A 13104-nucleotide genomic window follows, 5' to 3' on the forward strand; every position below is an offset into this window, starting at 1 on the left:
AATGGCATTAGCTGCTATAGATCTCTGGTTTCAATATGCCGATAAATGGAAGGTTGCGATACTTCTCTGCATAATCCAGACCATATCCGACAACGAACTCATCTGGTAGCACATAACCTGCATATTCAGGTTCGAGGTCCACAGTTCTGCGTGCCGGTTTATTAAACAGCGCAACGACCGAAATCGTCTTCGCATTGCGTCGCTCTAGCACATCTATCAGATAGCTCAGCGTTAAACCGCTATCGATAATGTCCTCTACGATAAGAATATGACGTCCTTCTACGGGAACATCAAGATCTTTAATAATCTTGACAACACCAGAAGATTTCGTGGATTGACCATAGCTGGAAACAGCCATGAAATCGAGTTCCAATGGTACTCTGATTTGCTTCACAAGATCAGCCATGAAAATGAAAGCTCCCTTAAGCACACAGATAACCAACGGATTCTTACCTTCGTAATCGATGGAGAGCTTCTCTCCTAATTCTTTAATCTTGCCTTGAATCTGTTCTTCACTGTAAAGAACTTCTTGAATGTCGCTGTACAAGGATGAACCCCCTAGTTTATATTATGAATCCTTATAAATTTACATTCTAGAAGAACGAAATTTACGCATATTACTTCAGCACTAGCTTCATATGAAGTATACGTACTGTATCCGGTCCGACCAGAGCGTGCTTGGACCTACGAAAGCCCGCAATCCAGAGGATTTGCCCGGAAGCATCGACTAACAGTGGGATGACATCACGACGGCTTAGCGGCATTTTGGCATCAATGAACATATCCTTTACTTTTTTGGATCCATTTAAACCATACGGCTCAAACCGATCTCCTGACCTGCGGCTCCTTACAACAAGCGGCAAGTTAAGTTGATCTAGATCCAAAAACACGTCCGTTGCAGATGAGGAATAAGCAGCTGTCTCCTTAGAACTAGCAGGCACCCATGAGCAGATTAGTTTGGCTTCCACTTCCGGCAGGCTAAGTTCGCTTGTATCCAATCCAACCTCATAAGCATAAGGCTTCGGAGAAGGAGCGAAGGTCTGAAATTGAATAGATTCATATTCTCTCACAATATAAACCTGTTCATCCACCTGAAGGACTTGATTAGAAACCTGTTCCTGTAAAACCAACTCACGTATGCTTTCAATTCGTGTAAAATCCAACCGATCTCTTTCCAAACAAAGACAGTTTAATATTAATTTAATCAAACGCCTTTGTAAAGCAACGTGCAGCTCAGTGAAATCACGTCTTTCTATTCGGCAGCAGGCTTGCTGGAATGTCGTTATTCGGCGAAAAACCTGCTCGGCTTCTTTGGCCAAATAATCATCCTCAGCTCGCATCATATCCGTCAATCGATTCAGTGACTCTGGAAGTTGTTCATTATACTGCTTCAGCATCGGCATCACATCAAGCCGAATCTGATTGCGAAAATACTTCCGCAGCTCATTGCTGCTGTCCTTACAATACGTCATTTCATGCTGAGCGCAATAATTCACAATATCTGCTTTGTATATACGTAGAAACGGACGAATCAGTTCCACTTTTTTTTCACGTCTGCGTTCAGGCATGCCAACAAGGCCTGAAGGGCCTGTCCCTCTCAGAATCCGCATCATGACGGTTTCGGCTTGATCATCTGCATGATGAGCGAAGGCAATACGCTTAGCGCTGTATTTCGCTGCGATCTCATGTAGGAATCCGTAGCGCTTCTCACGTGCCGCGGCTTGTCCATTGAGTGACGTTTCCTCTATATAGGCAGGCACATCAATAACGCCGATTTCACACGGAAGTCCTAGGTCATCTGCAAGCTTCCCTACAAAGGAGGCTTCCGCATCCGATTCCGCGCCGCGGAATTGATGATTCACATGCGCTACAACAAGCTGCCAGCTATAACGCTCAGCAAGGGCAAAAAGGACATGAAGCAGCGCCACAGAATCAGGTCCTCCTGATACCGCAACGACGACCACATCTCCTGGATCGACGAGTTGTTTTTCAATAATTCGCTGTTCCACCTTGGCAACAAGATCGATTTCCATCGGGTATTCCTTTCTATTCTTGCGCTTTCCATCATGCTACCAGTATACATAGACCGTTGCCCCAAAAATAAAAATAGAAGCGGCGAAGCATATCTTAAGCCATGGCATTTGAAGTGTTGATTGTGTAATTTTCTTACCGGAGAGCAACGTTCTCCAGTACTGATAAGCTTCTTGTGAAGAATTAAACTCATTATTCAAAGCTTTATGAAGAAAAGGCTCGATATGAGCGGCAACTGAATTTTCACGCATAATGGCCGTCAGTTGATCTAAATCTCTGTTTTGAGGCAGCATATTGGATAAACCAGTGAAGCGTTTGCGTTGATCCAGCGATTTTAATAGTAAAATGGCAAATGAAAATAGATCGTAGCTTTCTTCCGCAACCCGCTCCCCCATATTCCAAAAGCCTCGGTCATACACTTCGGTTAACTGCTTAATCGCTCTGCCTTTAGGAGTCACACCCCCAAAATCAATGAGATCCACATCGCCATAATTGGAAACGATCATATTCTCGATCTTTAAATCACCGAAAATATAGCCGCTTTTGTGAACTTCAGTTAACTTTCGAAGCAGGTTAGAACCAATCACATAGATCCAATCCTGACCGCGTTTATGTATAAAATTAGAAATCGTCATACCCTCAATATAGCGCATGACATAGAAGGAGACTTCTTTCCCATTTATCGTCATATCATCGGCATCTATTAAAAAGTTCTTGAACGACGTTTCTGTCAGGGATATGGCATGCAAGGAATTAATCTCCGACTGATGATCAACCGTCTCATGACCTGCTTTAAGCGCAAATCTTGCCGCCCCTCTTCGTACGAGAGCCACTACACCATTGGAACCAGCACCTAATAAACGTTCGACCACATATATCCGGCCGTTCCATTTCCCTTGGATTTCTGATCCTGGGCGGAAGGCGTCTTCATACCACGTAGTCACTCAGCATCCCATCCTCGGCCTTTGGTAAGATAGGCTTCTCCGTTATGAACTGCAAAGTTTGCAGTAACGCCGGACCTGTCGGAGTTGTACCCTTCATGTTTATTTTATAGAACATCTTGTCTAAATTTGCAAGTTGATTCGTCCAACTGAGATCCATTTCTAATTCCTGATCCCTCGTTTTGGTTGAAGGAAAGTGGAAAACAGCCAGTTCACTCTTGCCGCTGCGGGCTCTCAGACTAAGCAACAGATCATGAATCGCTTCACGCACCGCTGCATGCTTAGGCTTCATACTAGCACTTGCATCTATTAAAAGAGCTACACGGAGTGAGGTGGTTTCACTCATGGTATCGATCACTTGAACCACTTCAGCGCGCTTCTCAGGAGGTAACTGCTCCAATTGATTAAAGCCTAGAATACTTTGTAGCTCCTTGCCCACTGCATGCTGAATCGTTGTGGTGACCGTTTTGCGCGTCATCATCTGGACCGTCTGGGAAAGTTGGCCTGAATTCACGATTCGGCTCATCCCACCGCCTGCCGTAGCAATTTCTTGAATCTCCTCAGAGCCAAGCACCCCTAGCTCCCCATGGTCAATAACACCGATGACATTCACAGTTACGCCTTCGGTATGCGCTTGTGCAGCTGCTATTACCGGACTTACCCCTACATTGGAACACCCATCTGTAATTAACAAAATCTGTTTCATCATAATATCTGCCTCCCTGGCCCAAGAAAAGATTAGCTCTCTAGTAGTTCTCCTCCTAGTTTTTCCATTTAAGAGAGAGTCTAATCACGAGCAAACTAAGCGAAATAAAAAGACAGCCCGCCCGATGGTAATGGCAGACTGTCTCAAGATTAAAGATTTACCGAGTGAATCTCCTTCTTAGGATAAGAACTAATAGGATTAAGGTGATACCTGCGATTTCCATAACAGCAAATGAGCTGTTATGGCTGCTACATCTCCATTAACTAACCGTCTTAGGACGCTCCATTCGCGTAATTCCTGGCCAGCGGAATGTCGCCCACTCGGGCTGCCGCTTCTCAACTCGTGCCACAACGACGGTCATATCGTCTTGAATTTCGCCATGATGGTGGCGGAAAATCCTTTCTAATAAACAGTCCGCAAAATCCTGCGGCATCGTCGTATCAATTTCCTGAATCATCCGCTTCATCCACATCTCTTTGTTTACCGCATGTCCCGGTGCATCGTAAATACCGTCTGTCATCATGACGAGGATATCACCCGATTGGAGTGGAATCGAGACTAGATCAACATCAATCTCGCTCAGGATACCGACTGGCAGATTATTAGCCGATATCGAAATTACTTCCGTCCCGCGCTTAATGAAGCTAGGTGTGGAACCAATCTTCATGAACGTTGTGTTTGCGCTGTACATGTCGATCAAGGCCATATCTACGGTCGCGTACATCTCGTCCGAAGAACGCAGCATCAATACCGAGTTCAGCGACTTGACCGCCAGCTTCTCGTCCATGCCTGACTGCAGCAGCTGCTGCAGGATGCTCAGAGCCGTCTGGCTCTCCGCACGCGCGCGCTCGCCGTTGCCCATGCCGTCGCTAAGCGCCACGGCATACTTGCCATTGCCCAGCTCCACCGTGGAGAAGCTGTCGCCCGAGAAGAGGTCGCCCCCTTTGGCTGCGCCGGCGACCCCGGTCTCGACCTCGTATTCTTTGGCGGAGCCGAATACGACCGTGCTGTAGCCCTCGCCGCGCGAATGCATCTCTTCACGCATGACGGCGACGTTCTCGCCGATAATTTCGCTCAAGAGCGGCGCAATGATTTTCCGGCATTCATCGAAGCCCTTCGTGTATTGATGAATGATCTCAATCTCAATATTTCCTTCATCCAAGGAAATGATGTCGATGGTATGGATGGATAAGCCCAGCTCCTCCAGGGCATTACGAATTTGCTCTTCTTGAAGGAACAGCTCCTGTCCTTCCCGTTTAATCTCCTTCGCCAAGTCCTCCATCACTTGGGACACACCCGAAAGCTGATCAGCCACGAGATGCCGGCTATCCATAATCTGCTTTTTCCAATGCAAATCATTCTTGTACAAGCCATACTGCTGCTTCATCACATCCAGCACTTGATCCGTGCGAATGCATACTTTCCTCCATTCCGGTGGAATATTCTTCTTCGTCATACTCTCCTTCATCTCAATTTGGGTCATCATATCGGTCATATACGTATAGGTTTGATAGAATTTTTGATCCCAGCACTGGCTCTTCTTCCAGCAGGAATCACAAGCCTTCTGCGCAACCGCATTCATGAAATGTCCAACTTCCTCCTCCTTTCGGCTCACCGCATCATCCGTCGTCAACTGCTTAAAGCTCCGCGCTAGCTGGCGGAATACTTCAGAGAACTGTTCCACACGTCCTGCCGTAACATCGCGGACCCGCTTCGCATAATCCTGTTGGGATTTCAGATTTTCCTGCGTGCCGGGCACATATTTAGCAAGAGTCAGAATCAGACTCCTCGGTGTCAGCAGGAAGAGTGCAACAGCTGCAAGCGACTCCCATGTGGAGTTGATCACATCAGCCGCCGTACCCATATAGAAAGCAAGTATCGATGACCCGAGCAGCATGCCGAAAGCAACAGCTAATCGATTACCATCCTTGAGAAGCCCTGCTAACATCCCCGAGAAGGCCAATAAACTCATTTGATAAACCGCATTGCTATTCGCAAGACTTAGGATTAATCCTGTAATAACACCTACTGAAGCTCCGAAAGGCGCTCCTCCCACTAGCGCAAATAATAAAATTAAATACCGGGACAGCACATGTTCTATAGTGATTGGACCAACAACCCAGCTCACCGTTCCTGTCATCACAGAAGCCAACAAGATAATCAGACAAATAATTTCCTCATGTTTCAAATGGTAGTTCTTACGAGTAAGCGTAAATACAGGTATAGCTTGAATAAAAATCAGTGTCAGAACTAGACTTAGCAGTGCCTCAACCGAGACCATCATGAGTGTATACCAACTTAGGTTCGAGACTACCAGCTCCGCAAAGAGCTGAACCAGCAAGGTCGAGCTGAATACTAGCAGTGGTGCTAACGAAAGGTCGGAGCGTTCAAATTTCTCTAATGCCTTTTGGATGAGCAAGAACACGATGATTTCCGTAACCAGATAACCTGTATTCGAACTTAGTGAAAATAAGCTTCCGGCAAATGCGGCAACACCTACCCAGTGTAAAATATCTCTTCTTGTAAAATAAATTACAGCAATGAACGCTAGAGCAAATGGAGATAGCTGTTCCAAAATCATCGCACGTCCAAGTAAGAAAGCCATCACGATGAGCAGTAGAGACCACTTCTTAGCTACAAAGGCTTGTACGAATCGATTTTCCACGGCTGCGCTGTGTGCGCCTGCTTTCGCTTTCTGCCATAATCCCGACCAACCGCCACCAATCACTGTGCTTAAGCTTCTTCTCTGCATGTTTTCGAACACCATCCATTTCTTTCCTTATTTGTTTCTCTAGTATAGAGGCAATCTAGCAGAAAGTTTGTCAGAATGAGTTGATAGATTCAAAGAAATTTCCGACAAGCCGCGTTTGCTTTGTCACCATGCCTCAGCCCTTGCCTAGCCTCGTTTTACCGTATAGAAAACGTTTCCAAAAGTCTGATTGCCTCGAACTTTCGCCCTGCGTATGGGGGAGATACCCGTAACTCCATGTCGATTGTTCTTTATGCTATTTTAACTTTTTGACGTTTGGTTAAAAAACCGGCTTGCGCCGTCCTTGGTCGAGAGCATTTAGTAAAGGTTGAATCGAAGCATTAAGGCGACTTAATTCCGAATCCATCTTCAAGTATGCTCGTTTGAGGTTGCCGGATGAATGAAATCCAAATGCTCGGTTGAATGATGTTGTAAAAAGTGCAACAATTGCTGCCTTGATCGCGGCTTTCTCCCATTGTTGTTGCACAATGTACAACAATTAGGTCAAATATTGGCGATTTCGCAACAAATGGGTTAGAAATGTTGTACGAACTACAACTTCAAGATGCAAAATAGCCTATGGGAGTTAAAATTGTTGTAGAAATTGCAACATAGGTAAGCCACTCTCCCTCACGAAGCTGTTGAACAACTCAATATTCGAATTTTAGTTACGCTTACCAGTTCTGAGGAGGCATAGCCCCTCACCGAATGATGCGGCATGTAAATTAACCATCCCAATTAGGGATAAGCTTCACTTCCCCCAATGCAAGGATAAACGACTCCGTCGTCCTTCAATGACGAGCGCGTTTGTCAAGGTAGATGCGAAGCATAGGTATAAAACTTAGCACTCTCTCTCTTATCTACTGAAAAAGACTGTATAAGTCCAGGCTTTTCAATCGAATCCGACGATTAGGGAAGAATTCCTGCAAATATACAGTATTCTTGCTGCATTTCTGCTTATACCTGAGAAGTAGCTGCGAAAAAGTGTATTTTTGCAGGCATTTTATTTACTGAGCTAAATAAGAGGTAAAAAGGATGTATAAATGCAGCCTTTCTACAAAAGCTGATTTGCGCTTCGTTGAAGTTCGTATCGCACGACTTTTAGCCTGCTGCCCCTGTGATAGCGGAAAACCAACCCTACGTGCCAGAGCGACTGCAGCGTTCAAATGCAGTTCGGTGATTGGTGACTAAATGAGTCACTACATCGATAGAACGCAGCGGACGAGCGAGTCTGCATAGGCGCCCAGTCGGGACGAGACGAATGGTTCCCCCCCTCTTCGACCACGCTGCTCGAAGCAGTCTTTATCTTGTCCCCTAATAGACTTTCATTGTTAGGCGAATTGAAGAAGCTGACAAGGACAAACGACTTCGTTGTCCTTCAGGGGCGAGCGCGTTTGTCATGGTAGATCCGAAGCAAAAGTATAAAACTTATACTTTCTGCCCTGAACATCAGTGGTGCCGCAACGCGGCATTGAAGTCTTAGCTACTAAAAAAAACCACACTCGCCTAAGCGAATGTGGTTCGTTACTGCATCTATTAATCTCTTCTTCCGCCTCGGCCACCGCGTTTGGACTCGGTGTTCTTTTTCAAAGACGAAATCCGCTCTTCACTATCTTTAAGGAACCGAGATACTTTATCTTCGAACGAAAACGGTCTAGCTCCGCCTTGCTGCTTGTTAAAGCCGCCGCGACCACCACCACCGCCGCCTCGATTGAAGCCACCGCCGCCACCTGGACGACCGCCACCACCACCGGGACCACCGCTTGGAGGACCACTACGTTCTCCACCGCTACTTGGACGACCACCTTGGTAGCCTCCTGGACGATCTCCACTTGGACGTCCTTGATAGCTGCTGCCACCTGTACGTTCAGGACGAGCTGGTCTTTCCTCAACTGGTTTGTCAACCGTCTGCTTGATCGACAATCCGATCTTGCCATCCTTGTCCACGTTAATCACTTTGACCAATACTTTGTCATCCAGCTTTAAATGGTCATTAACGTCTTTCACATAATTGTCCGCGATCTCCGAAATGTGAACAAGACCGGTAACTCCTTCAGCAAGCTCGACGAATGCTCCAAAGTGAGTAATCCCCGTCACTCTACCCTCTAACTTGGTGCCAACTTCAATTGCCATAAAGTAAAATGTTCCTCCCTTAAAATGTTGAAAACACTGGCTACGCCGATTATAACCGATGCAGAAACCACGGTCAACACGGCAACAGCCTCTTCTTCTTGTTGATTTTTATTGCGACTTTGAAACACTCAGTGGCGTCTCTCCGGTTTTACTATAATGAAAATCTCGACGAATAATTTGATCCAAATACTCGTCATTATGAAGTCGAGCGACTTCTTTCGTTGTTTGCTCTTTGAGTTTTTTGGCCTCAACCAGCTGTTGCTCCATATTCGCTACGACACTACTCTTCTCTTGCAGCTTAGCGAACTGACCCCAAATGTTCACAGCAGCCCAGCTCATAAAACATAGGACAAAAATCATTAGAAAACGCAGTCTTCGTTTCGAGCCTATACTGTTGCTGCGCTTGGATGGAACCGTTGCTTTAGCATGCATGAATAGGAATGCCTCCTACTTTGAGAATAACCTGCGAAAGATCAATATGATATTACCCTTAAGTTTCTTCAACCAAACAGGGATAACAAAATATTTATGCACAGGCCGAGTCATCCAAAGGAGTAATCTCCACACAGGATAAAGCAATTGTAGCACAATTCTATAAAGGAATATAGCTACAGCTAGTAAAAAGCCTAAAATTATCACAGTTAGACGATATAAGCCAATAATCGGTTTAATGAGGACCAATTCGACTGTTTTTGCAATGAAACGGTAAATAATAATGGTAATTCGAATGAGAAGCAGCGTAAGATGGATGACCCCAGTGCTGAGGAAGGCGAAATAAAAACAAATACCGATGCCCATCCCCAGAAAAATAAATACTCGAACTTGTCCTTCATTACTGTAAATGAGCAGACGGAACACGAGGATTGTCGCCACAATCCAATACACCATATCAATGAACGGAATCGTCCATCGCGGCAGTCTCAGCTTGCCAGAGAGCACACGAAACACGTCGAAGATCGCACCTATGGCGATTCCGCTCAGGAACATCATGAAGATCGTATGGAACTGAACGTTAAGGGTCACTTAAACAACTTACCAAGGAATCCCTTGGATTTCTCCTGGGTATTCCCATCCACATAAGCTAATTCGTGAATAATTCCTTCTATGGCGACCAACCCTTGTTCCAAACTTAAGTTCTTGATGTGCAAATTCTGTCCTTTAATCATCAAGTAGCCCATTTCCGTTTCAAGGAGGAACTCTTCACTGTCAAAGCTTTCTACGTTCAAAACTCCGGAGATCTCCAAGAGCTTGCGATTCAGCATTTTAATTTCTTGCCGCTTATTCGTGTTTTTCACGGGTTCAATCATGGCCTGTACCCCTCCTTCATCTATCATTACGATATGGGAGGATGTCCTCTTTTAGAACTGTGGAAATTCCATTTGTTTGTTTTAAGTTACTCTTATAAAAGAAAAGAACCTTGAACAGCACAATCGCTATTTAAGGTCTGCAGTTTTGTACTAATTACAAGTTATTCGTTTATCTCAACACCGTCTTTGAATGTACCCTCAAACTTCAAGGTTCCATCCGTTTTATAGAGCTTTCCGTGCCCGTTCCGTTTACCGTCTTTCCATTCCCCATCATAGATTAAGATTCCCTCGAGAGTATATAATTTCCCTTGTCCATTGAGCAAATCGTTTTCAAACTCTCCTTCAATCCTAGTTTTTCCGTTCGGGTGATAGACCTTCCCTTGCCCATTAAGTTTATTATCTTAAATGCACCTTCGGAATGCACTTGACCGTCCGCATAGTATACTTTTCCAAGACCATTGTATCGAAAATCTTTAAACTGCCCTTCATAGACCAGTTTCCCGAATTCATTGTAATATTTACCCTTACCTTCGGCGGAACCGTTGGACAGACTCCCTTCATAAATCGATCCGCTCGAATAATAAAACTTTCCTTCACCCTCAGGCGCGTTATTTTCAAATGAAGCTTCATACCACAAAGCTCCGGTTTCTTTGTACAATTTGCCTTGTCCGCTTATCATCCCCTGAGCCCACTCACCATCGTACAATTTTTGCCCGCCTTTAAAATAGAGAATTCCCCTGCCTTCCATTTTTCCATTTTTGAATTGTCCCTCGTACAACAGCTTGCTATCTAGGTAGTACTTTCCGTGTCCATCCTTTTTCCCTTCTTTCATATCACCTTCGTAGGTCAATTTCTTATCCGTGAAGTAAATCGATTCTAATAAATAATCTTCTACAGAAGAATGGATATAAATCGATTTTGTTTTGTCCTCCCAGATGACATTTTTCCCTGTTGCCTCTCCAACAAAACGAAGCGGCACAAAGGTAGACCCGTTCACAATGCTAGGAGCGAGGGAGAGCTTTGTTTCCTGATTATTCAATACGGCAGAAGTGTTGCCAACTTTCAGGGAGATCCAAAGCCGTTTATTGATTCCAGAAACCGTTTGTGCTTCCCCATTCCAGGAAATATCTAAACCTAACTTTTCAAAAATCGGACGAAATGGTACCATAGTTGTCCCATTCTCGATAAACGGCCGCTCCTCGAAATTTACTTTTTCCCCGTCTATGAACACTTGAATTTCATTTTCAGCAAAGGCTTGTCCTGCAGCAAGGAACATTAACGTAGCGGCAAGTAAAATAGGCAACAATTTTTTCAACATGGAGATCGCTCCTTATGTTATATTGGGAAATCTGAAATTTATTATCCTATCCATCTTTTATCTTTTGTTTTTCAATCGTTTTGCAAAAATAAATCGTAATGCTCCAATGATTAATAAAACAATCCCTATAAAAGAACTACCTAAAGGATAAACGAGCGGGTAGAAAATGTTTGGCAAGAAATAATCATCGGTATATCCAATGAATGTCGAAGCCTGTGAAGATATCTGTACTAGCTTTACACCTAGTAAGTGCTCTACACGTTCAGGGTACGAAAAAACTTCTTCACTATATGTCTTATCTTTATTTACATAAATTAATCGCCACTTTTGAGATTTCATGTCACCATCTTTCCAGCCTTCTACTAAATTTTGAACAATAATCAATTGTTGTCTACCTTTTTCCTTGTCGCTGACTTTAACAATATTTAACATAGATAGATAGTCACTATCATTTACAATTCGGGGAGGCAGCCAAGCTTCTGTTGGTAATGAAGCCTCTTTCCCATTAATCTTTATTGTTATGGTCATGATATGCGCTGGATAAAATTTAAAAATTGACTCTGGAGTGTCTACACCCGTATCCTTAGTCAACACTTCAATCATATTGCCTTCCCATTCAAAGGGTGAGGCTAGAACGCGGGAAGACTTAACTAGTTTGCGTACTTCAAAATTATTACGTATATCAATAATTGGTTCAATTTCATATCTGTTGTTGACGTAAGACTCTAACACGCTTTCTCTAATAATGAAACTTAAAGGATAAGCTGAAGTAGAAATAAGCAGTACTCCAATAATTATTAGTAATGTTCCTTTTCTAATTTTCCGCAATATTTTCCCCTACCTCACATTTTAAGGGCTAAGACATTCACTTAGCCCTTTAACTCAGCTAGTCTTTTCTATGGATTATCTAAAACAAAATCTTTATCGTAAGTAAAATTATTTGTGAAAGTCCCTCTAGAGAATGCAAGATTAAAAAATGGATTATTTACTTTGGGATTATCTTTCAGAATAGGCGATTCAAATGGAATTGCTTCTTTTTGATACAAAGGATTGAAGTCGCCTCCATTTATACTTACATATCCCTCATAAGATGGAAATTTATCTAAGGTTATTGAACTTTCAATCTCGCTTTTGTTCTTGATTTTAATAGTAGCACTGTAGTCGATAGAAGGTGCTCCAAACGAAAGTTCATTACTTACTACTGCGCCAGCACCAAGTGTAATAGAGTCAGTAACACCTGGCTGGTTAAAATTAGCCATATACATGTTTTTATTGGTATCACGTTTAGCCTTAATAACATTGTTATCTTTATCAATACGTTCTGTTACAGTAACGTAATTAAATCCAACAACCGTATTGTCATCAAGATTCATAACACCATATTGTAATGTTTTTACTCCGTACTTACAGGATCCATCATATAGTCGATAGAAATGCCGCCAAGCTTAATCGCAAGGCGGCTAGTATGGGGCAAATGTTTATTAAAAAAAATTTGGCGCAGACCTCTCATTATACATGGGGACGGTTAGATTTTAATTTAGTTACAAACCAATCATTAGAACTGTTAGATCATCATGAGTTATGGAAAATACCCATTCAAAGCTATCGTCAAAAATATAAGCATCTATTTCTTCCCAGGGCTCTAACTCCTCCACAAACGCCAAAATCTCAGCATGGTTTGCTGCATAGAGCAGTCTACTCCTCTCTAAATAAAAATACAGCCTCTTATCAGTTGGTATGTGATTTTTAGCTATATCATATTCCATTTTTCGGGGTTTGGTTTTAAAACTATTCCACATCAACTTTTTACTAGCTAATTTCTCAACATCTACATATCTGGTGGTTAATTTTTCTATTAATAATGTTGTTTCATTGTTACTAATAAGTATGCCCTTAAAATCCATTGAACGTTTCCTCCT

General features: G+C 43.4%; 13 protein-coding genes and 1 pseudogene. All 14 read right to left on the reverse strand.

Features of this window, described 5'->3' with window-relative positions; all coding sequences use genetic code 11:
- Positions 1-7: 7 nt before the first annotated feature.
- Positions 8-547: a hypoxanthine phosphoribosyltransferase gene (gene hpt / locus ASG93_RS17290; RefSeq protein WP_029197788.1), complete on the reverse strand. Its 540-nt coding sequence runs from the start codon at positions 545-547 to the stop codon at positions 8-10.
- A 70-nt stretch (positions 548-617) separates the two neighbouring features.
- On the reverse strand, positions 618-2033 hold the full coding sequence (gene tilS, locus ASG93_RS17295) for a tRNA lysidine(34) synthetase TilS (RefSeq protein ID WP_056833809.1): 1416 nt from the start codon (positions 2031-2033) through the stop codon (positions 618-620).
- A 36-nt stretch (positions 2034-2069) separates the two neighbouring features.
- Entirely contained in the window at positions 2070-2975 is a 906-nt protein-coding gene (locus ASG93_RS17300) for a protein kinase domain-containing protein (RefSeq protein ID WP_056833810.1), read from the reverse strand.
- On the reverse strand, positions 2959-3678 hold the full coding sequence (locus ASG93_RS17305) for a vWA domain-containing protein (RefSeq protein WP_056833845.1): 720 nt from the start codon (positions 3676-3678) through the stop codon (positions 2959-2961). Before ASG93_RS17305 ends, ASG93_RS17300 begins: the two co-directional genes overlap by 17 nt.
- 259 nt (positions 3679-3937) lie before the next feature.
- Entirely contained in the window at positions 3938-6430 is a 2493-nt protein-coding gene (spoIIE, locus tag ASG93_RS17310; RefSeq protein ID WP_056833846.1) for a stage II sporulation protein E, read from the reverse strand.
- A 1533-nt stretch (positions 6431-7963) separates the two neighbouring features.
- Entirely contained in the window at positions 7964-8560 is a 597-nt protein-coding gene (locus ASG93_RS17315) for a S1 domain-containing RNA-binding protein (protein WP_056833811.1), read from the reverse strand.
- Positions 8561-8668: 108 nt separating this feature from the next.
- Positions 8669-8992 carry an FtsB family cell division protein gene (locus ASG93_RS17320; protein WP_056833812.1) on the reverse strand — a complete coding sequence of 108 codons (324 nt, stop codon included), beginning with the start codon at positions 8990-8992 and terminating at the stop codon, positions 8669-8671.
- 15 nt (positions 8993-9007) lie between these two features.
- Positions 9008-9583 (reverse strand): spore cortex biosynthesis protein YabQ, encoded by a 576-nt coding sequence (yabQ, locus tag ASG93_RS17325; RefSeq protein ID WP_056833813.1) that lies wholly within the window; start codon positions 9581-9583, stop codon positions 9008-9010.
- Positions 9580-9867: a sporulation protein YabP gene (gene yabP / locus ASG93_RS17330; protein ID WP_029197777.1), complete on the reverse strand. Its 288-nt coding sequence runs from the start codon at positions 9865-9867 to the stop codon at positions 9580-9582. Before yabP ends, yabQ begins: the two co-directional genes overlap by 4 nt.
- Positions 9868-10028: 161 nt before the next feature.
- Positions 10029-10229: pseudogene (locus tag ASG93_RS37195) on the reverse strand (membrane-binding protein); the annotation flags it as partial.
- Positions 10145-11185: a stalk domain-containing protein gene (locus ASG93_RS17335; protein ID WP_056833814.1), complete on the reverse strand. Its 1041-nt coding sequence runs from the start codon at positions 11183-11185 to the stop codon at positions 10145-10147. The pseudogene ASG93_RS37195 and the gene ASG93_RS17335, both read right to left, overlap by 85 nt.
- 57 nt (positions 11186-11242) lie before the next feature.
- Positions 11243-12013 (reverse strand): hypothetical protein, encoded by a 771-nt coding sequence (locus tag ASG93_RS17340; protein WP_056833815.1) that lies wholly within the window; start codon positions 12011-12013, stop codon positions 11243-11245.
- Between the two features lie 68 nt (positions 12014-12081).
- A complete protein-coding gene (locus tag ASG93_RS17345; RefSeq protein ID WP_056833816.1) occupies positions 12082-12558 on the reverse strand; it encodes a DUF3238 domain-containing protein in 477 nt (158 codons plus the stop codon).
- A 168-nt stretch (positions 12559-12726) separates the two neighbouring features.
- Entirely contained in the window at positions 12727-13089 is a 363-nt protein-coding gene (locus ASG93_RS17350) for a hypothetical protein (protein ID WP_056833817.1), read from the reverse strand.
- Positions 13090-13104 lie beyond the last annotated feature (15 nt).

The organism is Paenibacillus sp. Soil787, assembly GCF_001429545.1.
Classification (GTDB): domain Bacteria; phylum Bacillota; class Bacilli; order Paenibacillales; family NBRC-103111; genus Paenibacillus_E.

Excerpts from the sequence above, each read along its gene's own strand:
- tilS (WP_056833809.1), bottom strand. The coding sequence starts at position 2,033 with ATGGAAATCGATCTTGTTGCCAAGGTGGAACAGCGAATTATTGAAAAA.
- ASG93_RS17305 (WP_056833845.1), bottom strand. The coding sequence starts at position 3,678 with ATGAAACAGATTTTGTTAATTACAGATGGGTGTTCCAATGTAGGGGTA.
- spoIIE (WP_056833846.1), bottom strand. The coding sequence starts at position 6,430 with ATGCAGAGAAGAAGCTTAAGCACAGTGATTGGTGGCGGTTGGTCGGGA.
- ASG93_RS17315 (WP_056833811.1), bottom strand. The coding sequence starts at position 8,560 with ATGGCAATTGAAGTTGGCACCAAGTTAGAGGGTAGAGTGACGGGGATT.
- ASG93_RS17320 (WP_056833812.1), bottom strand. The coding sequence starts at position 8,992 with ATGCATGCTAAAGCAACGGTTCCATCCAAGCGCAGCAACAGTATAGGC.
- yabP (WP_029197777.1), bottom strand. The coding sequence starts at position 9,867 with ATGATTGAACCCGTGAAAAACACGAATAAGCGGCAAGAAATTAAAATG.
- ASG93_RS17335 (WP_056833814.1), bottom strand. The coding sequence starts at position 11,185 with ATGTTGAAAAAATTGTTGCCTATTTTACTTGCCGCTACGTTAATGTTC.
- ASG93_RS17345 (WP_056833816.1), bottom strand. The coding sequence starts at position 12,558 with ATGAATCTTGATGACAATACGGTTGTTGGATTTAATTACGTTACTGTA.
- ASG93_RS17350 (WP_056833817.1), bottom strand. The coding sequence starts at position 13,089 with ATGGATTTTAAGGGCATACTTATTAGTAACAATGAAACAACATTATTA.